Source organism: Sedimentitalea sp., from assembly GCF_039973035.1.
Taxonomy (GTDB): domain Bacteria; phylum Pseudomonadota; class Alphaproteobacteria; order Rhodobacterales; family Rhodobacteraceae; genus Sedimentitalea.
Map to the genome: position 1 here is coordinate 1 of NZ_JBDWLR010000041.1, position 24837 is coordinate 24837.

Sequence of the window (24837 nt, forward strand, 5' to 3'; positions counted from 1 at the left end):
CGCCGGTTACTCGTCACCGGCGCCATGTCGGTGATCAGTGCATCGGAGCGAAAAGGTCGTTGCGATGATCCTTGGCTTGCGAATATGCTGAAAAAGAAGCCACGCTTGGTTGCCGCTGTGGCACTTGCAAATAGGATGGCCCGTCAATTGTGGGCCATGATGGTAACAGAGAAGAATTACGAAATTCGAGCTGCTGTGTAAGGTCACGGCGCCGGATACCGGCAGGACTGAAGAGGCGAAGGACAGTTACGGAACACGGATCAAGAGATTGAACTGGAATACCCAGAATATGCGCGTGGCCATAGTGAGGCCGCATAAGTGATTGGGACCCGGATCGCGTATCTCCATAAAGGCCCGCCGCCATGTGTCGCGGCAACTACGAGGCCGGACACCTGACTGCCCTGATCAGTCGTTCCAAGACTTACCGACGCCAAATTCAGCCACGGGGCATCCACACCCGCTTATGTTGCTTTCGCATCTCCAATACATCGGGCCTATAATAATTCACGCGAAAAACACAGTGCCAACGATTCATTAAAATCTGCCCTAGGCGGGCATTGAAGACGAGGCAGATCTTGCCTCAGATGCCTTGGGCGCATCTAGCCAACGCCAGCCATTGCGATTGATGAAGATAATGCCACAGACGACACTCCGGTCGTCCACGCGAGGCTCGCCATGGGACTTTGGAAAGAATGGCTCAAGACGCGCCATCTGCGTGTCAGACAACCAGAAGAGATCAAATATGTTCACCACTGGGTTCTCCACCGTGACTCACGGCACCCTTCTGAAATCAATGGGTCCTGACCCTAGCTTGCCGCGCGGCGGTGATATGACTCCGAATAGGCCGGACTGCGCAGGGTAAAAACCGCGTCAGTCGGTGCAGAAACGCCTTCGGGCAAGACAGCTGGATCATAGACCATATCATCGCCGCTCACCGACACAGCCTCAATTGCGATTGTTCCGAGAAGGGTTTCCGAATGAGGGCTCGACCATGGCTCCGTCGGGTCCTGCGTGTTGTCCTGCGCATTGGCGTGGATCAGTTTCAAATCCCAGCAGGCCGCACCCATGCCAAGAGTTTGTTCAAGCTGATCCGCTAAAAAGCTGTCGGATCTGGCATCCATTTCTGCCTGGGTCAATCCGTGACGACCAGACACAGGCTCCAGCAAAAGTCGCGCAAACACCGCTGCCTTTGCGCCAAACCTATAGGCATGTCCCGAATGATACCTTTCGGTTGTGTAACACCGGCAGGGCGCGGTCTCGGCCAGATGCTTTTGATGTGGCAGAGTGTTTGGATTGTTGGCGTTGAAGGCTTTGACCCGCTCAGGATCGGGGCCACCGATGTCAGGATCAGGCTTGCGGGCCGCCAAAAAGGCACGGAACTGTTCGGCGGAATTGGCAAAGAACACGGGGGCAGAGATCATCGCCAATCGCCAGCTGCACTTATCTGTACCGATGCTAAGGCCCATCCCGCGCACGGTCGGGCTTTTGTCACTGATACCAGGCTTGCCGCCGCCGATGGAAAAGCGAGCAGTCAGGGGCTGCGGGTGTTGCAAGGCGGGAACGACAATCTCGCCAGTTTCAACAGCCGGGCTAAAAGAACCGCGTACATTGATCCCCTTTGCATGGGATGCGCGCACACCGCTGTGGCTGCCAAAGGTGTCGTTAAGGGCATCAATTAAAGTCGTGGCTTGGGACGTTGGCATAGTGTTTCCTAGTATTGCTTTAGATTGTGAGCGATTATATCGTGTACGATATATATCAAGCTTGACGAACGCCCGCTGTCAAGGCATTTATATCGTGGACGATATAAATGGACCCAGCCGTGACCAAACCGCTCGACAACATGCAGGTCAGCGACATGTTCTGCCTTGCTGCTTATGCTGCTACTCATGTGATCAACCAGCGCTACACCCCGATGCTGCGAAAGCTTGGACTGACCTATCCGCAGTACATTACGCTGTTGATTCTGCAGGAGCGAGGCCCAGCCAGTGTTGGTGACATCGGCGCTGCACTGTGCATGACGAGCAGTACCACAACGCCGCTCTTGAAACGTTTGGAAGCTCTGGGTTTTGTCACACGTCAGCGTGACCCGAACGACGAGCGCAAGGTTGTTGTCAGCCTGACCGCTGCAGGACAGCAAGCTATCGCGCAAGCCCCGGCGATAACGGACTGCATGGTGGCGCAGACGAAACTGTCCGGGTCGGATCTGACGCAAATGGTTGGCCTGCTGCGTAGTCTGACAAGCGCTTTGACGGATGCAGATGACACCCCGCAACTGGCATCAGATGTCGACCGATAAGCTGACTTTTGTGCGGTCCATCGTGACAAATGTTTTGAATTTTCGGATCGTGTCGTTGGAAAAGAAAAGCCGCTGAGTCAGCGCTTCGTATTTTGACATGTCGCGCACCACGATGATCAGGATAAAATCCGTCTCACCTGTAACATAATAGCATTGCTGCACTTCGGGGGCGTCCGCAAAACTTTGTTTCACCAAATCAATTGCGCCGCCGGTTTCGGCCTTGAGTTCAACCTCGACGATGATGGTCAGGGGGCGACCCAACCTGGCAGGATCGACAATCGCGGATTGATTAGTGATGATGCCCGCCGCAACAAGTCGTTTGATGCGTCTTTGAACAGACGGCGGGGACAGGTTCACTTGTTCCCCGATCAATCGATGGGGCAACGTGTTGTCCTTTTGCAAAATTCGAAGAATCGCCAGGTCAAACTCATCCAGTGCTTCTGTATCATTTTTCAACGTACCAGGCCCTCTATGCAAGATTTAATCATAATTGCCGCCATGTTAGAGCAGAAAACTAAACGCAATTGAACTATTCTTTCTTCAAACTGAAAAGGAGAAGATATGTTCACCCCATTCGAAAACGCCGCCTTGCGACATCATGCGGGTTCACCAACGTTCAGTGGTGCTGTGACAGAGCGGCTGAGCGTCCCGGGATTTGACGCAGCAGAGATTGAAATTTCCAGTTGGGAAGGGTATGATCCGACGCCTCTGATCCCACTTACCGGGTTGGCCCGACATCTTGATCTTGGGAATATCCATTACAAACACGAAGGCCCTCGGTTTGGGTTGGGCAGCTTTAAGGCGCTTGGGGGCGCTTATGCTGTTTTGAAGGTGCTGCAACGAGAGCTTAGAAAGGTCTGCGGTCATGCCGTTGACCCGGCAGACATTCGCGCTGGGACCTATGCTGCGCGGTCCAAGGACCTGACGGTGATTTCGGCCACGGATGGCAATCATGGTCGTTCGGTTGCTTGGGGGGCGGCACAGTTCCATACCAACTGCCGTATCTATATTCACGCCGAGGTCAGTGAATTTCGCGCCGAGGCCATGCGCCAATTGGGGGCCGAGGTGATCCGGGTCGACGGGGATTATGACGCCACGGTCGCCCGAACCCGCGTAGATGCGCAAGAAAACGGCTGGCTGATCGTGTCGGACACGTCATGGCCTGGTTACATACAGCCGCCACTGGACGTGATGGCTGGTTACGGTGTGATGGCCCGCGAAATCACGCAAACCCTTCATACACCGCCAACTCATGTGTTTTTGCAAGGCGGGGTCGGGGGGCTGGCCGCCGCGGTAACGGCCGTATTTTATCAGCACTGGGGCAAGGACGCTCCGCGTGTGGTGATCGTTGAACCTGAATTGGCCCCTTGTCTGTTTGCCAGCGCTCAGGCCAACGCAGCCACCAGCGTTACGATCGAGGAAGAAACTGTCATGGCGGGCCTGTCATGTGGCGAGCCATCCGAACTGGCGTGGGCTGTGCTGGCGGATGCGGCGCAAGATTACCTGACAATCCCAGAAAGCACTGTCGGACCGATGGTTCGGATGCTGGCCAATGGTGGTGCAGGTGATGCGCCCTTTGAGGCGGGCGAAAGCGGTGTTGCCGGATTGTGCGGTGCCGTAGCAGCGGCGGTACAGCCTGACTTGCGTGCAAAAATGGGTCTGAACGCGCAATCTCGCGTGCTTCTTATCGGGTCAGAGGGCATAACGGACCCGAACGTCTATGCGCAGATTATCGCAGGCGACATTTAATCCTATCGCGTCCTGTCACAAGGGCAGGGCGCGGTTGTTGGCAATTGCTTCCATCGTGATCAGCGAGGTGACAGATTCCAACCCGTCCTCTTTGATCAGACGCTGATAGACGCGATCAAAGTCGTTCATGTCTTCGGCGACGACTTTGAGCATGTAGTCGTATTCTCCTGCGATCCGAAAGAAATCGACCACCTGCGCAATGGCCAGCACCCGGCGGCGAAAATCGCCTAGCCAGGCATTGGAATGCTGTCGGGTCTTGAGCATCACAAACACAGTCAACCCAAGTCCCAGCCGCTCAGGGTCAAGGCGCACGCTTTCTCCAAGGATGATGCCTGCATCCTTCATCAACTTGATCCGCCGCCAGCACGCATTTTGCGACAGCCCAACCTGATCGGCCAGTTCGCGTTGGGACAAGGACGAGTCCTTTTGCAACACATTCAGTATCTTGTTGTCGATTTCATCGAGCCGCATGTTTGATGCCTTACGCTTTGACCCACGAAACTCAGTATACTCGACAGTTTGACCCAACTAAATGGTTCATAGCCTAGAGAATTGCGAAAATTCTCCAAGAGGCTTGGGTCATTCTGCGATCAACACCATTTCTGACCATAGGAGCCATCCCAATGTCCCTGACCGCGCTTGAAAATTTCGCTAGTTCTCTGACAACCGCTGACACGATTGGCGATTTGCGGCACGGGCTGATTGGCGATGGCATCGACATTCCGGGGCTGAATGGCACCAACAAACTGGTTTATGCGGATTATGTCGCCTCTGGCCGGGCGCTGTCGCAAATTGAGGAATTTGTGCTGCATAATGTACTGCCATATTATTCCAACAGCCATACGGAGGCCTCTTATTGCGGCGCCCATATCTCTGCTTTGCGAGCAGAGGCGCGGGGCGTTATCGCAAAGGCTTGCGGCGCGGGGTCTGAACATGCGGTGATTTTCTCCGGCTCTGGCGCGACATCAGGGCTGAACCGGATTGTGCATCTGTTCGGGGTGCGCCAAGCGGCAAAGCAAGGGCGTAACCCTTTGGTCCTGGTTGGTCCTTATGAACATCATTCCAACATCCTGCCCTGGCGCGAAAGCGGCGCGGAAGTGGTCGAAATTACAGAATGTGCCACGGGTGGCCCTGATATGGCGGCGCTGAAATCACAACTGATAGCTGCCAGCGGGCGCATGGTCATCGGTGCCTTTGGCGCGGCATCCAATGTGACCGGTATTCAAACCGATACCAAAGCCGTCACACGCCTCCTGAAACAATACGGTGCGCTGGCTGTGTGGGATTTTGCAGGGGCGGGGCCCTATGTCCCGATCAATCTGTTCGCGGATAAAGATTACGCGATGGATGCGGTTGTCATTTCGCCGCATAAGTTTCTGGGCGGACCGGGGGCCTCTGGCGTACTGATTGTGAAAACAACCGCTGTCATAACTGCCACGCCGACACTGACGGGCGGCGGGACAGTGAAATTTGTCTCCCCCTGGGGGCATGATTATTCAGATAGTGTCATCGCCCGCGAGGAAGCAGGCACACCCAATATTGTCGGCGATATTCGTGCGGCCTGTGCCTTCATTGTCAAAGCCGCGATTGGTGAGGAAGTCATGGCAGATCGACAGAGCCAGTTCTTTACCGCCGCCAAGGAACGGTGGGGCGCAAACCCGTTCATCGAAATTCTGGGTAACCCCACGGCGACGGATCGCCTTCCCATCTTCTCGATGAGGATCAAGGCGACAAAGGGTGAAGGATACGTTCATCAACAGTTGTTCACACGCATGCTGTCGGATGTTTACGGCATTCAGGCACGCGGCGGTTGCGCCTGCGCCGGACCCTATGCCCACCGTTTGATGGGCATCGATGCCGCACAATCTGCGCATATCCGCAGTGCCATCGCCAAAGGGGAAGAGATGGAAAAACCTGGCTGGACCCGGCTGAATTTCTCGGTTCTGCTGAGCGACGAAAAAGCCCGGTTTATCATTGATAGTGTGGACGAATTGGCGCGCACCTCAGAGCGCTATACGCAACGCTACCTTTGCGACCAAAGCACTGCCCGTTTCCAATTGGAAGCAGCATAGTCGGGACAAGGCATCGACAAGCGACGAGCGAGTTTGTAAGGCTGGTATAACGAAATTTAATACTGGTTATAAATTTGCCCTCATCTGTCGAATTCCGAGACCTGCCTGAAATCGCCCTGCTGCAAAGCTTTGGGGCGATTGCTGAAACGCGCAGCGTGACTAAGGCCGCGCTGCTATCTGGCCGTTCGCAACCGGTTGTGTCGCAGCACCTACAAAGACTGGAGAACAAGTTGGGCATGCGGTTGGTTGAACGTGCCAAACGCCCTTTGATGCTGACACCCGAAGGGGAAACGCTCGCCGATCAGTTGCCCGAAATCCTTGGCAAACTGGGCAGTGTTGTGGACGCGCTGCAATCGCAATTTGGCGCCCAGCTTCAGCGGATACGGATCGCAATGCCTGACAGCATGTCCTGCTCGATGGGCGCTGAATTCGTGTCTTTGGCGGGGGGATTGGCGGATTCAGTCGAACTATGCGCGGGCATCGTTCCATGGGAACAGGATGTGTTTCGTGCTTTGCAGATCGATTTTCTGGTCGACAGCCCACCTTATGACCCCAAAGAGTTTTATCACCCGCGCGAGATCTTTACCGACCCGTACGTTCTGATTTGCCCGGCAAAACATGCGGAGGAGTCTACAGAAGAGATCCTCTGCAATCTGCCGCAGGTGGCCCATGCGCAGACCACCAAATTCGGGCAACGCGCAGCGGGCATTGCCCGCGCGCTCGGCGTGAAGCAAAACCCGAAATTCAATTTTGATTCCAGCCAATCGGTAATTCGGTTCGTTCAGATAGGTTATGGTTGGGCGATCACCTCGGCGCTATGTCTGTATCAAAGTCAGACATCGTTCAAAGACATCCATGTGCGCAGCCTGAGCGATCAGGACATCCGCGTTTTGATGTTGATCAGCCGGGCGGATGTTTTGGAGGAATTGTCAAAAAACACCGTTGGCATCATGCGTGATGTTTATCGGCAGCTTGTTGACGGGCCATGGAGCGGATTGTCCGGGCAATGCGCCCAGATGATGCGCGCGGTGAATCCGACAATTTTTCTTGACAGTGATCCGCTTTAACCCACTTCGCGTTGTACATAAGCAAGCCAGTTGGTCAGTTCTCGCGTGCGGGTGGACAGGACAAAATCATCTACACTACACCCCAGTCGTGCAGCCGCCTGAGCATCATGTTCGACGCGTGCCAGATCCTCGAGTGGCGGGGCAGAACTGGAGAACATGCTTTTGCCTTCGCGAAAGGCCGCGGCGATGGTGCTGGGCGCCACTTCGGGGTGGTACTGGATGCCCCAGAAATCAATCGGGCCATTTGTATATGACATCGCCTGCACTTGTGTATGGTTGTTTGAGGCCAGCAAAACCGCGCCTTTTGGCATTTCGCTCACCTCGTCGCGGTGGCCACAGGCAACAGAGAACCCGCATTGGCGATGTTGCATCATGGGATGCCTTTTGCCGTCGTCCGTTAGGTGAATTTGTTTTGCAATGCCGGTTTCGAACCCGTTTGGGCTTGCCATAATCTTTCCGCCCAAAACAACGGTAGCGATCTGTAGTCCAAAACATACGCCGATGCTGGGTTTGGTGTGGTCAAAGACGATTTGGCAAGCCTGCCGGATCGGTTCGGCTTTTAGGTCGTCTGCGGCCCAAGGGTCACCTTGACCTGTCAATACAACACCGTCGACGCCATCCAGATCGCTGGGGCGCAGTGGATTGATATAAGGTTCGCGCGTCGTAACCCGAACGTCTGGATCAACTGACTGAAAGACGCGCGTAAAGTTCTGAGGCGCGGACCGATGATGAGAACGGCGCAGCTCAGCCACCGGAGGAGAACTGGATTCAACGATAAGGATATGGGTCATAGAGGGGCCTCGGTGATTTATTCTGCGGCGATTGAAAATACAGGCGCCATGTCATTCAGCGTATCCGCGTCAAGATGGCATTTGATCTGGTGCCCATCGGCAAGGATCTGAATTGGTGGCACTTCTCGTTCACAAAGCGCACCCTCAACCTTGGGCTTCCATTTGCAACGAGTCTGGAAGGGGCAGCCAGAAGGCGGGTTCATTGCAGAAGGGATATCGCCCTCGAGCACCACCTCACGCTTGTCAACGCGGGTATCCGCGATCGGGGCAGCGGCCAGAAGGGCCTCTGTGTAGGGGTGATAGGGGGGCTGGAACACCTGTTCCGTTGTGCCCATTTCAACCACATGGCCCAAATACATCACCAGAATGCGGTCCGACAAATAACGCACGATGGACAAATCGTGGCTGATGAACAGCAATGTTGTTTTGTTCTTGCGTTGGATATCCATCAACAACTCAGTGACTGCCGCTTGCACGGACACATCAAGCGCGGACACGGGTTCATCCGCTACCACCAGCTGCGCATTGCCGGCAAAGGCACGTGCGATTCCGACCCGCTGTTTCTGTCCGCCTGACAATTGGCGGGGGCTGCGGTCGGCAAAGGCGCGCGGCAGTTTCACCAGATCGAGCAATTCGAACATGCGGTTTTTGCGGGCGACTTCGCTGTCGCCAATGCCGAACACTTCCAGCGCGCGCATGATCTGACGGCCAACGGTCATCGAGGGGTTCAGCGTATCAAACGGGTTTTGAAACACCATCTGCACGCCGCCCACTGTTGCGGCATCACGGTCTTGGATCGGCACGTTAGCCAGTGCTTTGCCGTTGAGGGATACGTTGCCTTCGGTGGCTGTTTCCAATCCCATCAGGACTTTGGCGAGCGTGGATTTGCCACAGCCGGATTCCCCGACAATCGCCAAGGTTTCACCAGCATGGGCATCAAAGGACAGGGTTTCGTTGGCTTTGACCACTTTGGTAGAACGCCCTCCAAACAGGGCATTGGCGGCCACGTCATAGTATTTTCGCAGGCCTTCAACGCGCAGGGTGACCTTGTCTGACACTGCCACCGCAGGCGCGACCTTGGCTTCAATCGGTGCGTTCCAGTCGATATCGGCAAACCGGTTGCAGCGAGTCTGGTGGCGCGGGTTGTCCGGCAGCGTTGCCATCTCAATGGGGTTCGCGTCGCAGGTGCCTGCCTCAAAGTAATTGCAGCGTGGCCCAAAGTTACACCCGTTTGGCCGCTGGTGGGGTAGGGGGAAATTTCCGGGAATGGCGATCAGGGGCTGCGCGTTCTTATCCGCACCCGGCACCGGAATCGCGCGGAACAGGGCCTGCGTGTAGGGGTGGTGCATGTTTTCGAACACGTCCTTGATGGGGCCACGTTCCACCGCCTCACCGGAATACATCACGCAAATACGGTCGCAGGTTTCCATCACCAACCCAAGGTTATGGCTGATGAACAGCATGGAAGTGCCGTATTTTTGGCCAAGCTCTTTGACCAGTTTGATCACCGCGGCCTCAACCGTGACATCAAGCGCCGTCGTGGGTTCGTCCAAAATCAATAACGACGGCTTGGCCATTAGCGCCATGGCGATGACAATGCGTTGTTGCTGACCACCGGAAAGTTGGTGGGGATAGGCGTTCAGAACGCGTTCAGGGTCAGGCAGTTTGACATCCCGCACCACCTCTAGCGCGCGGGCACGGGCCTCGGCGACAGAGATTTGTTCGTGATATTGGGGGACTTCCATCAATTGTGCGCCGATGGTCATCGCAGGGTTCAGGCTGGCCATCGGTTCTTGGTAAATCATCGCGATGTCGCGACCGCGGACCTGCCGCAATTCATCGTCGTTCATATCGGCCATTTCACGGCCTTTGAACTTGATGCTGCCACCGATGATTTTGCCATTGCCGCCCAGATCACGCATGACACCAAGCGCCACAGTGGATTTGCCACACCCGCTTTCGCCGACAAGGCCCACGGCCTCGCCGGGGTTCACGGTGACAGAAAAATCCATCACGGCATCGATCTGGCGCAATCTGGTCAGAAAACTGATCGACAGCTTGTCAATTTCCAGAACTGGAGGGGTATTGGTCATCGAACCTAGTCCTTTTGAGAAGCTTCACGCAGGCTGTCGCCCAGCAAATTCAAACCCAGCACAAGCGTCATAAGGGCCAAAGCGGGATACAAAGCGGGGTGGGAATAAAGCGCCAGCAAGCGACGGGCTTCGTTGATGGTAGATCCCCAGTCCGCACTTTCCGGTGTCAGGCCTAGGCCAAAGAAGCCAAGCGCGCCCAGAAGGATGGCCGTGTAGCCAATGCGCAGGCAGAAATCGACAATCAGTGGGCCACGCGCATTGGGCAGGATTTCCCAAAGCATAATGTACCACGGACGTTCACCTCGGGTTTGGGCGGCGGCCACATAGTCACGGGTCTTGATGTCCAGCGTCAGGCCACGGACGATGCGAAACTTGGCAGGGGCGCCAACAATGGCAACGATGGCAAAGATGTTTTTCAACCCCGGCTCAATCAGCAACAGGCCGGTTGGATCATAGTCAAATGCCGTTCCCAGATAGCCCCAGATGCCAATAACCAAGGTCACCGCGATCAGGATATTGCGAAGTTTGGGCCGTACATAGAACCGCGACTGCCAAAGTGTACAAAAGAAGATAGTGGGGAAGATAAAGATCAGTGCTGCCAGAATGTTAGGCACCGAGGCGCGCCAGACATGGTCACCGCCAAAGCTGAATGCGGGTCCTCCGGACCGGATTTCCGGTGTCACAAGCAGATAGAACAACAAGATCACAGGAAAGGCGATGATCAGGTTTGATATAAAGGTCAGCGCGGTATCCATACGGCCCCCGAAGTATCCGGCAGGCAGCCCCAGCGTGATACCAACCATAAAGGCAAAGAGCGTCGCGATCGGTGAGATCGTCAACACGATCCGCGACCCTTCGACCACGCGCGAAAACACATCGCGGGCCAGATTGTCGCCGCCCAGCAGGGCGTGCGGATAGATCCCTTCGGCAGGGGCGCGCAGCGCAGATCCTGGGAGCGCATTCTTGAGACCACCCCAAGTCGCATAGGGATCATGGGTCATGATCACATCGGCAAAGATCGCCGTGAAGACCCAAAAGCTGACAAGGGAGAAGCCAATCACCCCGATACGACTTTCAAAGATCTGGCCGTAAAGACCAGTATTGCGACGGGTCGAAAAGGACGGGATCATGACAATCGCCATAGCCACCCAGACCGGCCAGAAACGTATCGTAATTTTCAACAGGTGGTCGAGACCAGCAAGATTTTCCATGAGTGCAGCCCTTTATGATACCCGAATACGGGGGTTCAGGTAGACATAGCCAATGTCAGAGATCAGTTGCGTCAGCAGCACGACAACCACAGCCACGATAGAGATGCCCATCAACAGCTCGATGTCGTTGTTGCCTGCGGCCTGAACCAGTGACCAGCCAAAGCCTTTGTAGTTAAAGATCGTCTCGACGATCACAACGCCCGTCAGCAGCCACGGAAATTGCAGCATGATAATGGTGAAGGGGGTGATCATCGCATTCCGCAACGCATGTTTCAGGACGATGGCGCGAAATGGCACACCTTTCAGGCGGGCGGTGCGGATGTATTGCTGGGTCATCACTTCGGCCATCGAGGCCCGTGTCATGCGCGCAATGTAGCCCATGCCGTACAGTGTCAGTGCCGTCACCGGTAAGGTGAAGTTCGAAAAGGTGATGTCCCTTAGCGCGGTCGCAGCAGAGGCTTTGAATAGGGTAGGCCCTTCGATCAGGCCCCATTCCACAAAATGCGGCGAAATGCCGGAGTTCTTGGAAGCAAAAACCGCAATGAGGATAATCGCAGACACATATTCAGGGGTGGAGGTTGTGATGATCGCAAAGGCGGACAAAACGCGGTCCATCAAAGATCCTTCGCGCATGCCTGACAGGATGCCGATCAACAGGGCCAGTGGCACCATCACACACATAACGGCCAACATCAGATAGCCGGTTTTGCCCAACCGGTTGGCAATGGCGTCGGTGACTTCGATCTTGAAAACGCTGGAAAACCCAAGTTCGCCTTGCAGAATGCCACAGAATTCCGGGGCAATTTCAGCGGGACGTTCGGGGCGCGCGCAACGGGTGTAGGTTACACCATCGGGATCGGTCAACTTGGGCGACGGCACAATGCCCAGCCATTGGCCATAACGGGTTACAACGTTCTGATCGTAACCATGTTCTGCCAACCAGCGCGTTACTTCAGCGTCGCTCATCCGGGCGTTTGCTTCGGATTTGGCGAGCTTTTCAAGGTTTGGCGTCAGGTTTGTCAGGAAAAAGACGATGAACGTCAGACAAACGGTCGTCAGCAGCATCACCCCGAGGCGACGCAGTATAAAATGAGCCATGGTGCTACCTGTCGAAAGAGAATGGTACCGGCCCGAAGGCCGGTACCTTTTGGCGTAACGCGGTTAAGCGTTCGCCCAGCCCCATTTATAGAGCTGCGGGAGGAACGAAATATGGGGTTCCGCACCGATTACATCCGGTTTGGATGTACGGAACAAGGACCGCCAGTAGGGTTGAATGATGACAGCATCGTCAACCATGATCTGTTCCAGCTTGACCATAACTTCGCGGCGTTGATCCGCATCTGCAAGGGCCACTGCTTTTTCCAAAAGGGCATCAAATTCAGCGTTCGAATACCCTGCTTCGTTCCATTTGGCGGTGCTTTGGTAGCAGATGCCATAAAGCTGAACACCCAAGGGACGGTGGTTCCAGTCTGTGATGCTGAACGGATATTTTGTCCAGTCATTCCAGAATGTTGATCCGGGCATCACGGTACGTTTGACGTTGATGCCTGCGTCGCGCAGCTGAATGGCAACCGCATCGGCAGTGTCCTTGCGGAAACCCCCATCAATCGAGATCAGCTCATGTTCAAAGTCGGCCATGCCTGCTTCGGCCATCAGCGCCTTGGCGCCCGCGGGATCATGCACTGGCTTGCCGATGTCGGCATATTCCGGATGTGCAGGGGCAACATGGTGGTTTTCAGCCGCGCTCCCTTTGTTGTTAAACCCAAGCTCAAGCGTCAGTTCGTTGCTGACAGCCATCTGCAAAGCCTTGCGTACCCGGACGTCCGCATAAGGTTTTGTACCGCCAACTTCGGCTTTCTGGTTTGGACGAATGACAACTGTCGAACCGGTGTCGATGGATTGAACCTGCCAGCCCAAGGCTTCCATCAGTTCCAGATGTTCGCTGGGCGGGTTGTATGTGACGTCGACTTCTTCGGCTTCGACCGCGCCAAGAACGGCAGAGGTGTCGGTGCCATAGTCAAGGAATTCAAACCGATCGACCCAAGCGCCGGTGCCTTCGCCCCACCATGTGTGGTCTGTGTTGCGTTCAACAGCTGCACGCACGCCAACCTCAAATTCGACGGGCTTGTAGGGGCCTGTGCCAACCGGATTGGTCAACATGGTTTCCGGCGTGTAGCTTTCTGGCACAACCAGCGCAGGATAATCTGCAAGGCTTGGGATGATGGTGATGTCAGAAGACACGCAGGTCAGCTGCACGGTGTGGTCATCAATTACCTTGATAGCGCCATCTGCGGCTTTGTTTGTGGCGCTGTCGACAAGTGTCTTCAGACGAGACGCCATTGAGTTGCCTTCGACCTCTGCGTCACACCAGCGTTCAAGATTGCGCGCGACGTCCTGGGCGGTAAAGGTTGTACCATCGTTCCATGTCACGCCCTTGCGGATGTTCAATGTATAGACGGTAGCATCGTCATTGACGGACCAGTCTTCCAGCAGGCGCGGTTTGAACGTGCCGTCGTTATTATACTCAACCAGATATTCCAGCCAGTTGGAGGCGACCATCGCCATGGCAGCAAAGTCGAGAGTTCGTGTGTCTTTGAACGCATGTACGCCAACTTCCAGACGCATGGTGCCGCCGCGCGTCGGGGTCGCCGCATTCGCAGGTGTGGCCATGCCCAGCATGGCATAGGCAGTTGTGGCCGTCGCCCCAAAGGCGCTGGCCATGGCAAGAAATTCGCGGCGATCCACTTCTGTGCCCGATTTGGCAGCTTCTGCGGTTTCGTTCAGCGCATTGGGCAATGCGTGCCCCTTGCGATTGGTGAATTTTGAGATCAGTTTCATGTGGTCCTCCCGGTTTCGAGGCAAAACGTCTCGGGGCCACCGGAAACCCGGCAACAGCATGGGTGCGATGTCAGGAACCTGTTTTGGTTCCATTGTGGCTCAGAGATTTTGCTGGCCTTACGGTGGCGGCGAACAGGGCCTCAAGCAAGATTTTTAGAGTGATAAGAATTAGCAATAGTTTGAATGCGTAAAATTTATGAGTAACGCAAGATTCGACCCTACATAGAATCGCAGTTCTTTTGTTCACCCCTCGGCAAAAGAGCCAGTTCTATCATGGAGTTGCCTATGTGCGCGCAGATGTCAAAATCCTGTCGCCCGCGCTAGTTTAGACCAGCGCGGACGCGTTCAATCGCATTACTCAGCCGCGATCGTTTCAAGTTCAATGCCAAGCGCATTCGGCACGCCCGCACCATAAGCCGGGTCTGCCTTTGAGCAATTGCGAATATGGCGGTGCTGAATTTCCAGCCGCGCAGGCCCAATCGCGCGGGCGGTGTTTTCGAACAGAGCCTGCTTCTGCGCTGCCGACATCAGACGAAACAGATTGCCCGGCTGGGAAAAGTAATCGTCATCTTCGCGGTGATTCCACTGATCTGCTGCCCCCTCAACGCTCAGCGGTGGTTCCGTGAAATCCGGTTGTTCCTGCCATTCACCAAACATATTGGGTTCATAGCCGATGCGCGAACCTGCGTTACTGTCGACCCGCATGGCGCCATCACGATGATAGGAATGGTAGGGACAGCGCGGCGCGTTCACAGGGATCTGCGCGTGGTTCACTCCAAGGCGATAGCGCTGCGTGTCGCCATAGGAAAACAAATTACCCTGCAACATCTTGTCAGGTGAAAACCCGATGCTGGGCACGACAGTGGAAGGAGCAAAGGCGGACTGCTCTACCTCATCAGCATGGTAATTGTCGGGGGTGCGGTTCAGCTCTAGCTCTCCGACTTCGATCAGCGGATAATCGGCATGGGGCCAAACTTTGGTCAGTTCGAACGGGTTCAGATGATAGGATCCTGCGTCCCTTTCTGGCATGATCTGCACGGAAAGGGTCCACTTGGGGAAATCCCCCGATTCGATACTGTCGAACAGATCACGCTGATGGCTTTCGCGATCCCCGGCTACGATCTGCGCTGCTTCTTCGTTGGTCAGGTTCTTGATGCCCTGCTGCGTCTTGAAGTGGAACTTGACCCAGAACCGTTCATTCTGGGCATTGATGAAGCTGAACGTATGGCTGCCAAAACCATCCATGTGCCGATAACTGGCAGGTAGGCCACGATCCGACATTACGATGGTCACCTGATGCAAAGCCTCGGGTAGGTTAGTCCAGAAATCCCAGTTGTTGTCCGCACTGCGCATATTGGTGCGCGGGTCGCGTTTGACGGCGTGATTGAGGTCGGGGAATTTCATCGGGTCGCGCAGAAAGAAAACAGGCGTGTTGTTGCCAACCAAATCCGTCACGCTCTCGTTTGCGCAAAGTCTGCGTTAACATCCGTTGAGAAATGTCTGGAATGGCCCGGTTGATCGCCGAGAACCTGTATTCGCCCCCACGCAACAATAAGATGACCAACAGGCTCCATTTATCACAAATTTGCCCAAGAACTGTTCGGATTGGGCACATGTTGTGACCCAACTCTTCGTCCGTTTGTTCACTTAGTTTCATTTATTTTCCAGCTACTAAACGTGCGTGCTTCCATGCTGCAATTTTACTTCCTTAAAGTAACTCACTCTCATTAAGAGGGCGCCAATTACATATGGAGATCAAAATGAACCACGCCCTCAAAACTCTTTTTTCTGCTACGGGCATCAGTCTCATGGCCGCCGCACCTGTTGTCGCCGACACCCGCACCATCGCTGTCGAGAATATCCATAACGGCATCATCGCCGGAGACAGATCTCTCATCGAAACGCACGTCGCCGAAAATATCATTCCCCATAACCCAAGCGCCGGACCAGGCCGGGACGGCGTACTGGCCTACGTAGATTTTCTCACTACATTGGACGCCCCAGTTCCATCAAACGTTGTCCGCGTTCTTGCTGAAGGCGACCTTGTCGTGATCCAGCGCAAGGTCGACTTCGTTGGCCCGAAAGTATCCTTTGACTTGCTGCGTTTTGAAGACGGTCAACTGGTTGAATATTGGGATGCGATGCAGCTTTGGGTCGATGACACAGCATCTGGCAGATCAATGACAGATGGTCCGACTGACATCACCGATCTTGCCGAAACGGAGGCCAACAAGGCGTTGGTTACGAATTTCGTGACCGATGTGTTGATGCAGGGCAAATTGGAGACATTGGAAACCTATCTTGCGCCGGAATACATGCAGCATACTCCGTTCGTGCCAGACACGCTGGACGGGCTGAAAGGTTTCATCAGCTACATCGGCGAACAAAACATCGAATTCTACTATTCGGAAATCCACAATGTCGTCGCCGAGGGCGATTTTGTCTTTGTCCAATCCGAGGCATCTATGATGGTAATCCAACTGCATTTTATGATTTGTGGCGTGTTGATAACGGTGTGATCGTCGAACATTGGGATGTCGTGCAAGAAGTGCCCAGTGAATTTGCGCACGAAAACGGCATGTTCTAAGCCTCCGCCAGACAATGGTGTCGCTCTCTTCTTAGAGCGCGCCATTGATGCGGACGGTCAACTAGTGGACTTTAAGCTGACTGCGCGGAGAGATGCAAAGGCTGCCAAAGCCTTTCTCAACAAAGCGATAGAACGTGTCTGGCTCCACAGGCCAGTCTCTATATGTACGGACAAAACACCGACATATCGCAAAGTCAAACGAGATATAAATCAACGTTATGATCCGCATATCGACAAAAAGTATCGAAACAACCGAGTTGAAAGTGATCACGCTGCCCTCAAAAGGTTGCTAGGTTATCGGCAAAGCTTCAGGTCATTGAGGTGCGCGAAGGCGTCACTGCAAGGAATGGAAACCATCAGAACGATTAAAAACGGACACATTCAGAACAGACAACCGGGAGTACAAGGAGAGGTCGCCTTTGTTCGCCGGCTATTTGATTTGGCTGTATGAAAACAATCTGTTATGGTGAAAATCTGAGCTTAGAACGTCAATGGAACAGTCCCATCTTGAAACAATGGATCATAAAGAAGACAACTTCGTCACTTCATTTCTTGAAGCTGTGTTGATTGAAAATTTACTATACTATTTACCATAATATAGATTATAGGATAAAAACAAAACGGGAACGCTTAGGCTTCCACTCACCCAAGTCACCTATTGCTGTCGATCCAACGCGACAGTGCTTGGCGGTCTTGGTGCGTTTCCCATGGCAACACCTGGCCAGTTCTTTGGGAGATTTGACGCGCGAAACTCAACTGTTTCCCGGTCACAGGCATCTGATGATAGTCGTTCGACTGAATATTTTGAGAACTCTTGTCGGTTTCTACTGATGACGACTGCAGCATCACGTCCTCCATCTTTGTTCGACTCGGTATATAGAAACTAATGGGAGCGGGATCAGCATGTATGGGTATTGCCAATAAGCGATACAACATATTGATAAGCCGAGATCCAATTCGCTAGGCTGGGATGCCCATGTTAGGATCTAGAACGACAAGAGAGCATGTTTCTTGGGCCCCACGATCCGTTAGCGGCCCATTTTCGTCATCTCCCTTGCAGGTGTGCTGCACTCCATTTTACCAAAGCAACCTTACATTTTCTATCTGTGCCGCGGCCAATACCACACTCTTTCCTTCACTTCGCACTGATGCGAAACTGGCGGCATGTCTAAGAAAACACTGAATCACGCGAACCTTAGCGCCCTCGGGTCAGATCGTCTCGCGGACCTGTTAATGGAGGTCAGCACCGGCAGTGCGGATATCAAGCGTCGGCTGCGTCTTGAGCTGAGCCACGATCTTGGCCCCGCAGAATTGGGCCGCGATGTGCGCAAACGGCTTGTAGCCTTGCGTCGATCGACAAGCTTTGTTGGGTGGCGCAAACGCAAAGCACTCATCAAGGATTTGCAGACCCAAGTCGATATGATCATTGGCAAAATCGGGCCTACAGATCCTACCCTAGCCTTTGACCTGCTATGGCAGTTTTTGGAACTTGCACCGTCTATCTATGAACGCACGGACGACAGTCGCGGCGATATCGGCGATGTGTTTCGGGGGGCAATCCTTGCCTTTGACGACATCGCCGAGCGCGCACTGCTTGATCCGACAATTCTTGCCAGTCGAGTCTGGGATGCCGTTTCTGACAACGGCTATGGCGAATTCGACGGGATCATCGGGCTGGTCGCACCTGCGCTCGGCGAGGCGGGATTTATTCACCTCAAATCATTGGTCGCGGCATATGCTGATGCGCCGCTTGACGACGTGGATGACGAACATGAGGCAATCCACTTTCTACGCGAACTGCGCAGCAGCAATGGCAATTACCTCGCCGAACAAAAGGCGGCGCTGATCAAGATGGTCTTGCAAGATATCGCCATAGCCGAAGATGATACAGGCGCTTATATCGCGCAGTATTCCCAAGACGATCTGACCCGTCCGGGCATCGCGGCCGAAGTTGCGCAACTGCTGCTGGCCGAAGGTAAATCGCAAGAGGCGCTGGCGTTGCTAGAAGCTGCCGATCTGGAGGGTTGGGCATTTCGGCAAGAAAAATGGGACGATGTATTGATCGTTTGCCTAATAGCACTTGACCGAGTGAACGATGCACAAGCCCATCGCTGGAAGCGGTTTTGCGAGACTTTGAACGCCAACTATCTGCGTGCCTACTTGAAAGCCCTGCCCGACTTTGAGGATATCGAGGCCGAGGATCGTGCAAGGACCCACGCGCTGCAATTCCCGGATGCGATGACGGCTTTGCGCTTCCTGTTGGAATGGCCTGACCATGTTAGCGCCGCGGCACTGATACAAGAACGCATCGATGAACTCGACGGCAACCACTACGAGATCCTCACGCCTGCGGCAGAAGCTTTGCGCGATCGCCACCCATTGGCGTCCGTTCTCATATGGCGAGCCATGATCAATTACGCGTTAGGTCAAGGCCGTGCAACGCGCTACGGCCACGCTGCAGATCATCTGAAGGATTGCGGATTGGCAGATGCCCAGATTGAAGATTACGGGCTTTTCCCAACGCATCAGAGCTATCTCCGAGCGTTAGAGTCCCGCCATGACCGAAAAACGTCCTTCTGGAGCAAGATGTCGCCTGCCCGATAGGATCTGCAATTCCGGTCATTCTCTGCGCAGTACACGAACTCATAGAGAGCGGACGAAATGTGCTTTCGCTGCGCTTGCACATATGACTGCTTTCAGAAAAATAGATAGATCGACACGTTCATTATCGTCTGTGATCAAAGCGTCTCAGTGTGAGCATCAGTGTCAGTCTTACATGTTGTCTGCTGCCTTTTGCTGGGCGAGCCATTCGCTTGGGTTTTTGCCCGTTATCCGCAGAAATTCTCGGTTGAAGTTCGATTTGGTATTAAAGCCTGAAGAAAGCATCGCATTGGTGATGTTGTCACCTGACACAAGCTTTGCTTGGGCTGCCTTTATCCGCGCTGCGTTGATGTAGCGTGAGACATTACCCCCGGTTGTTCTGTTGATTGCAGCAGATAATTGTTTGGCAGGAACAAGCAGTCGGCGCGATAACAAAGACAAAGTAAGCTCTGGATTCAGATAGAGGTTTTGCTGTGCCATGAGCGCATCAAGCTTTGCGATGATCTCTGCATCTTGATCCGAAACAAGCGGTTGGGCATCATCATCCCCCGCGTCGGTATTTTCGGTCTCAAGCGCTGTTGAAAGGCTCAACCCTCCGACGATCAACAACATGACGCTGGAGTAGATACTGATGATCCATGGTTGTAAGTAACCTGCCCCAAAAAGCTGTGCGCCTACAATCAACACATCTGTAAGCGCCGCCGCTATTAATGCCCCACCAATGATCTGCCAGATATAACCAGGCAAATCGCCCGCCTCCAGCCGCATCCGTGGCATTGCGTCAGGTCCTTGCAGACTTACCCACAAAATTGCCCCCCCGTATCCAACAGACAAGGCGGGGATCAATACATCAAGAAAATCAGGGGCAACGCCAAGGCTGACAGCAGCGCATAAAGGGCCAAGCAAATTAAGGTAATCGACAGGCAAGCGATGGCGTACTGCTGATGTTTGAAATGCAACCCAGGCCATTGGTGCAATAAATGTGGCTGTCACGGGTTGAAGTAACGAAAATCCGCAAACACCATAGTGCTGCGCAAGTGAGATGATCACACCTTGAAGCGCGCATACCCCTAGCAAAATGCCCAGTGGTCCATGCTTGCGGTCAATGAACCAAATACGGATCAACAACGCCCCGAGAAATAGCGAGCTTATCAAAGGTATAGGAAGGCTTGGCATTATTCGATCCGTCGCTTTTATATTTTTTGTGTTTACGACCTAAGACGGGATCTTGGCGACCTTAAACCGGTTTTAGGACGCACGAAACAACGAGTTTGGGCCAAATAGCGTCATCGCAACTTAATAGGAGCATGACCCATGAAATTGGCCCTCACAATCACCGCAGCCCTTTGCACAGTCGCAACAACAATCTCAGCCGAACCTGCGGGGTACGCCCCGTTTAGCGTCGAAGCCCCCCACCATCAAAGAGGCATGATTGGCGCAATCTGGTATCCATCCATGGGCGATGGACGCGCCTTTGATTTCGCGGACAGCGCAGTCTTTCACGGTGTCACAGTTGTCGAAGAGGCCACTTTGCAGGATGGGCAACACCCCGTTGTGCTTCTTAGCCATGGGATGGGTGGCAACATCCGGTCGTTGACTTGGCTTGCAACGCAATTGGCTGAACAAGGCGCAATCGTGGTTTCCGTTAATCACCCGAACTCGACCTGGGGCGATTTTGATATGCGTCTTGGTTTGCAACATTGGACACGGGTGCAAGATCTAAGCCTTGCACTGGACACACTCTTAGATGATCCAAAATTTGCGACGCATGTTGATCCGAACAGGATTATGGCGGCTGGTTTTTCGTACGGTGGCTGGACCGCTCTTTCTATGGGTGGCGTGCGCGGTGACCATGCAGGATATGTGGATCACTGCGAGACATATGAGGCTCAGTCCAGTCACTGCGCAGGCCTCGCACAAATCGGCGTCTCCGTTGAGGACATAAGCGAAACAGCATGGAACGCGTCTTTTGCCGACCCGCGCGTCACGCACGTCACTGCGATTGATCCCGGTTTGATTTGGGGGCTGGATGGTGCTGCAACAACAGATGTCATAGACAACGTTCGTCTGATTGGCTTGGGCCAAGGTGAGGATCGGTTATTTGCGGTCGATTTCGTACAAAGCGGATTTGATACATTACTGCCAACAGCGCAAATCGATACGATCGCACCAGCGATGCACTTCACAGCGCTTCCGCTGTGCAAGCCGATGGCCGAAGCGATCCTTCAAGAAGAACAAGATGATCCGGTTTGTACTGATCCGGCAGGCACCGATCGGGCGGCAGTACATGATACGATCACCCGCCACATCCTAAGTGACTTGGGATTATAACGAACCGCTTGTTATTGTGTCTGTTTCCCAAACGCTTGGGGAGCAGACATTAAAACGCACCGCAGCATCAGTAAGTTCGGGCTCAAACCGGACTTGCGGCAGTGCGGCAACCAAAAATCAACGGTTCGGCGCAGTTAAGGTCGGCTATGCGGACTTTCCAGCCTTTTGCTCGCGCGGCTATTGCTGGCGCAGCATTTGTCACCAAAACTGCCGTTTAAACGGCTCAACCATGCTGGATCTCAATCTGACCAGTCATCGCAGGGTGCAAGAACACATATGTCGCGGACTGTCTTGTCGAGACGGTTGCCCAAAGAAAGCGCAAGCACATGTGGTTTGAACAGCGCCCTAAGCAAAGGTTCGGACATAACAACGCCTCGCGCCGGCAGGTGGCTTTGTTTTGGTGTCTGATTTATTTATGTCGCGGTCGATCCGCGTTTTAAAAGGCGCGGTTGAACCAGTTGGTCACTTGTTTCGGTATTTTCGCCTTTGATATTTGAAATGATCGCCTCTGCAGCGGCGCGGCCAAATCGACTGGCGCTCTGGGATACGGTCGTTAAGGTCGGCGACGTGTATTTCGACATTTCAATATTGTCATAGCCTATAACGGCTATTTCTTCGGGGACCTGTCGCCCAAGTTGGGAGATCGCGGCCATGGAGCCGATGGCAAGCGCGTCACACAGAGCCATGACCCCATCAACCTTGGCCAGCTTGGTGCCAGCATCCATTGTTGCCTTGAAACCAGCCGAGAACGTCAATGGGCTGTGAACAATTCGGACGTCGTCTACATCGAACCCATTCATGGACCATTCCTGTTGGAACCCTGAAAGTCGATCCATCATCCTGGAATGGCGTTCGGGCCCTGCCAGCACAAGAATGCGGCGTCGACCCAATTCGGCAAAGTGTCTGGCAGCGATTTGGCCCCCGAGGAAGGAGTTATCCTTGAAGGACGGGATGTCTTCGTATTCGCCTGAATCAAGGGCAATTGTGGGAGTCTGGTTTTCGTTACGCAGCAGTTTGGCGAGCCCGCCTGATATGCTTTCGAGAAGAATGGCATAGCCGTCGGCGCCGCGGGCTTGGAGGAACTTCATCTGCTCGACTTGCCGTTCTTCCTGCCCGTCACAAATGGAAATCGTCAGAAGAAATCCCTCGTTGAAACAGACCTCTTCGAACGCTTGCACGACCTCGGAAAAGAACGGATTTGTGGATCGCTCGACCAACATTGCAATCGTTTGGAACGACCCCGCCTTGAGAGCCCGTGCCGCTGAATTTGCCTTGTACCCCAAGGTCGCAATCGCGGCTTGCACCTGTTCTTTGGTCTTGGGGCTGACATAGCGCGTGCCGTTGACAACGTGAGATACGGTAGAGATCGAAACGTTGGCGAGCTGTGCAACTTCTTTTATCTTTGCCATGCGGTGTCTCGTCTTGGAAAGGGGTGCGCGTGCATGCGTTGTGACACGTTCTGAGCAAGATGAACACTATCGCAAGAGAGCGCAAATTTTGGCCTGCTCTCAAACAATGTAACCCCGCATCCCGATCAGGATGCGGGCTTACAACCGATTTGTTTATTCTGCGTCGATCACTGTGATGCGGCCATCGGTGTAGGGCGTGTAGGGCCCATTCTCGACGAGGTAGTCGGCGACGACACGCTCAAGACCCGGACCGAAATCATAGGCGTTGGTGGCGTCTTCGAACATCGCATACCCATCACCGCCGTTGCGCATGTAATTGTTGGTGGCCAACAGGTAGGTCGCTGCTTCGTCAACTGGCGAACCTGCGATGGTCACATCCGACACACGCGCAAAAGGGGCATTGTTCAGATCAACAGTAAAGGTGATGCCCGCGACCTGCGGAAAACGCCCTGCACCATCTTCCATTTCGCTGACGCCATTTTCCAATGCGGCCAAAATGTCGGCACCTGTGGCTTCGAACGTTGCCAGCGTGTTTTGGAACGGCAAAACCGTAATGATCTCGCCCATGGTCACTTCACCGCTGTCAATCGTGGCGCGAATGCCGCCGCCGTTCTGGATCACCCCAACGACGCCTTGGTCCGCCGTGCGATCCAGCATGGCATCGGCCACAAGATTGCCCATGGCGCATTCCATCGCGCGGCAGACCTCGCGCGATCCTTCGATGACGGCGGTGCTTTGCGACACAACCTGCACCATCAGATCATCAATAGGGCCGGCCAGTTCGGTGACGCGCGTTGCAATGGCTTCGTCTTCGGCCACAGAGGCATCCAGCAAGATCGTGTCGCCGGTCGCTGATGTCACATTGCCCGCGTCATCAAAAACCAACGTCAGGTGCCCGACGTATTTGGAATAGGCATAGGCCTGCACGACCGGTACATTGCCGACCATCGTCGGATAGGACATCGCGTCTTCGTCTGTGTTGGACATCAAGGTGTGGGAATGTCCGCCAACAACGGCGTCGATCCCATCCACGGCTTCGGCAATCGCCATGTCCATGTTCACGCCGACGTGGTTCAACGCGATGATCATATTCACACCATCATCCGTCAACGCATCGACATCAGCCTGAAGGCTTTCGATCTCATTGGTAAAAATAACCGAGTCAGACGGTGATGACGTTTCGGGTGTATCCGCCGCAAGTGCCGAAATGATCCCAATGCGCTGACCGCCAACCTCAAGCACCACGTGATTGTCCACGATTCCCGCCAAAAGATTTGATTGGCTGACGTCGATGTTGCCAGAGATCACAGGAAAATCCACACCGTTGGCAAGTTTGGCCAAACCTTCATCGCCATCATCAAATTCGTGGTTGCCCACAGCCATGGCATCGAATCCGATCGTGTTCATGAATTCGATTTCGGCATCGCCCTTGTATGTCGCGTACATCAGCGACCCTTGGTACTGATCGCCCGCATCCAAAACGATCACATTTTCGCCTGCCAGGTCTGCCCGCAACTGGTTGATGACAGTTGCCACGCGGGCCACGCCGCCAAAGCACTTGCCCTCGGTGTTGTCTTCAACGCTGCATGTGCCGTCAAACCGGCTGATTGGCTGAATCCGGCTGTGAAGGTCGTTGATATGAATGACGTGCAACGTGGTGTCGGCAGCGGCTGTTGTGGCCAGAAACCCCGATGCCAGGACCGTGGATAGCTTCAATTTAGATGACATTTCTAACTCCGTTGTTGGTGAGCCTGAGGCGCTCTGCGGCATCACAGGTATTCAAAGTGGT

19 protein-coding genes and 4 pseudogenes are annotated in these 24837 nt (G+C 54.1%); 9 read left to right on the forward strand and 14 right to left on the reverse strand.

Annotation, left to right across the window (positions count from 1 at the left end; translation table 11 throughout):
• Positions 1-201, forward strand: a pseudogene (locus ABJO75_RS08555) (IS110 family transposase); the annotation flags it as partial.
• Positions 202-588: 387 nt separating this feature from the next.
• Here ABJO75_RS08555 and ABJO75_RS08560 read toward each other — a convergent pair.
• Positions 589-744, reverse strand: a pseudogene (locus ABJO75_RS08560) (transposase); the annotation flags it as partial.
• Positions 745-806: 62 nt separating this feature from the next.
• The gene (locus tag ABJO75_RS08565; protein ID WP_348432427.1) at positions 807-1703 is read right to left on the reverse strand and encodes a catalase; all 897 of its coding nucleotides are present in this window, start codon (positions 1701-1703) and stop codon (positions 807-809) included.
• A gap of 119 nt (positions 1704-1822) precedes the next feature.
• On the opposite strand from ABJO75_RS08565, the gene ABJO75_RS08570 reads away from it, so the two are divergent.
• Complete coding sequence (locus tag ABJO75_RS08570) at positions 1823-2299, forward strand: MarR family transcriptional regulator (RefSeq protein WP_348286203.1); 477 nt, start codon at positions 1823-1825, stop codon at positions 2297-2299.
• On the opposite strand, the gene ABJO75_RS08575 is transcribed toward ABJO75_RS08570, so the two are convergent.
• The gene (locus tag ABJO75_RS08575; protein WP_348286205.1) at positions 2282-2755 is read right to left on the reverse strand and encodes an Lrp/AsnC family transcriptional regulator; all 474 of its coding nucleotides are present in this window, start codon (positions 2753-2755) and stop codon (positions 2282-2284) included. The two genes, ABJO75_RS08570 and ABJO75_RS08575, sit on opposite strands and share 18 nt — an antisense overlap.
• 105 nt (positions 2756-2860) lie before the next feature.
• Between ABJO75_RS08575 and ABJO75_RS08580 the strand changes: the two genes are divergently transcribed.
• Positions 2861-4048 carry a diaminopropionate ammonia-lyase gene (locus tag ABJO75_RS08580; RefSeq protein WP_348432428.1) on the forward strand — a complete coding sequence of 396 codons (1188 nt, stop codon included), beginning with the start codon at positions 2861-2863 and terminating at the stop codon, positions 4046-4048.
• A 15-nt stretch (positions 4049-4063) separates the two neighbouring features.
• Here the strand turns inward: ABJO75_RS08580 and ABJO75_RS08585 are convergent, their stop codons facing one another.
• Positions 4064-4519, reverse strand: coding sequence for an Lrp/AsnC family transcriptional regulator (locus tag ABJO75_RS08585; protein ID WP_348286209.1), 456 nt, complete (start codon positions 4517-4519; stop codon positions 4064-4066).
• 152 nt (positions 4520-4671) lie between these two features.
• Between ABJO75_RS08585 and ABJO75_RS08590 the strand changes: the two genes are divergently transcribed.
• On the forward strand, positions 4672-6120 hold the full coding sequence (locus ABJO75_RS08590; protein WP_348432429.1) for an aminotransferase class V-fold PLP-dependent enzyme: 1449 nt from the start codon (positions 4672-4674) through the stop codon (positions 6118-6120).
• 74 nt (positions 6121-6194) lie between these two features.
• Entirely contained in the window at positions 6195-7187 is a 993-nt protein-coding gene (locus tag ABJO75_RS08595; RefSeq protein WP_348432430.1) for a LysR family transcriptional regulator, read from the forward strand.
• Here the strand turns inward: ABJO75_RS08595 and ABJO75_RS08600 are convergent.
• The 7 genes and pseudogenes from ABJO75_RS08600 to ABJO75_RS08630 form a co-directional block, all read right to left on the reverse strand.
• A complete protein-coding gene (locus tag ABJO75_RS08600; protein ID WP_348432432.1) occupies positions 7184-7978 on the reverse strand; it encodes a type 1 glutamine amidotransferase in 795 nt (264 codons plus the stop codon). The two genes, ABJO75_RS08595 and ABJO75_RS08600, sit on opposite strands and share 4 nt — an antisense overlap.
• Positions 7979-7995: 17 nt before the next feature.
• Positions 7996-10071, reverse strand: coding sequence for an ABC transporter ATP-binding protein (locus tag ABJO75_RS08605; protein WP_348432433.1), 2076 nt, complete (start codon positions 10069-10071; stop codon positions 7996-7998).
• A 5-nt stretch (positions 10072-10076) separates the two neighbouring features.
• On the reverse strand, positions 10077-11282 hold the full coding sequence (locus ABJO75_RS08610; protein ID WP_348286219.1) for an ABC transporter permease: 1206 nt from the start codon (positions 11280-11282) through the stop codon (positions 10077-10079).
• 12 nt (positions 11283-11294) lie between these two features.
• A complete protein-coding gene (locus tag ABJO75_RS08615; protein WP_348286221.1) occupies positions 11295-12380 on the reverse strand; it encodes an ABC transporter permease in 1086 nt (361 codons plus the stop codon).
• 63 nt (positions 12381-12443) lie between these two features.
• Complete coding sequence (locus ABJO75_RS08620; protein WP_348432434.1) at positions 12444-14120, reverse strand: ABC transporter substrate-binding protein; 1677 nt, start codon at positions 14118-14120, stop codon at positions 12444-12446.
• Positions 14121-14474: 354 nt separating this feature from the next.
• Positions 14475-15569: pseudogene (locus ABJO75_RS08625) on the reverse strand (catalase); the annotation flags it as partial.
• A gap of 55 nt (positions 15570-15624) precedes the next feature.
• Positions 15625-15777: pseudogene (locus tag ABJO75_RS08630) on the reverse strand (transcriptional regulator); the annotation flags it as partial.
• Between the two features lie 103 nt (positions 15778-15880).
• Here ABJO75_RS08630 and ABJO75_RS08635 point away from each other — a divergent pair.
• The 3 genes from ABJO75_RS08635 to ABJO75_RS08645 all read left to right on the forward strand — a co-directional run bounded on the left by ABJO75_RS08635 (position 15881) and on the right by ABJO75_RS08645 (position 19311).
• On the forward strand, positions 15881-16639 hold the full coding sequence (locus tag ABJO75_RS08635; protein ID WP_348432436.1) for a nuclear transport factor 2 family protein: 759 nt from the start codon (positions 15881-15883) through the stop codon (positions 16637-16639).
• Positions 16640-16654: 15 nt separating this feature from the next.
• Complete coding sequence (locus tag ABJO75_RS08640) at positions 16655-17158, forward strand: DDE-type integrase/transposase/recombinase (protein ID WP_348432437.1); 504 nt, start codon at positions 16655-16657, stop codon at positions 17156-17158.
• 713 nt (positions 17159-17871) lie between these two features.
• Positions 17872-19311 (forward strand): DUF6880 family protein, encoded by a 1440-nt coding sequence (locus tag ABJO75_RS08645; RefSeq protein WP_348432439.1) that lies wholly within the window; start codon positions 17872-17874, stop codon positions 19309-19311.
• 168 nt (positions 19312-19479) lie between these two features.
• Here the strand turns inward: ABJO75_RS08645 and ABJO75_RS08650 are convergent, their stop codons facing one another.
• Complete coding sequence (locus ABJO75_RS08650) at positions 19480-20484, reverse strand: helix-turn-helix domain-containing protein (RefSeq protein ID WP_348432440.1); 1005 nt, start codon at positions 20482-20484, stop codon at positions 19480-19482.
• 354 nt (positions 20485-20838) lie between these two features.
• Here ABJO75_RS08650 and ABJO75_RS08655 point away from each other — a divergent pair, with 354 nt between their 5' ends.
• A complete protein-coding gene (locus ABJO75_RS08655; RefSeq protein WP_348432441.1) occupies positions 20839-21639 on the forward strand; it encodes a hypothetical protein in 801 nt (266 codons plus the stop codon).
• 413 nt (positions 21640-22052) lie between these two features.
• On the opposite strand, the gene ABJO75_RS08660 is transcribed toward ABJO75_RS08655, so the two are convergent.
• Positions 22053-23048, reverse strand: coding sequence for a LacI family DNA-binding transcriptional regulator (locus ABJO75_RS08660; RefSeq protein ID WP_348291344.1), 996 nt, complete (start codon positions 23046-23048; stop codon positions 22053-22055).
• Between the two features lie 153 nt (positions 23049-23201).
• Positions 23202-24776 carry a bifunctional metallophosphatase/5'-nucleotidase gene (locus ABJO75_RS08665; protein WP_348432442.1) on the reverse strand — a complete coding sequence of 525 codons (1575 nt, stop codon included), beginning with the start codon at positions 24774-24776 and terminating at the stop codon, positions 23202-23204.
• Positions 24777-24837: the final 61 nt, after the last annotated feature.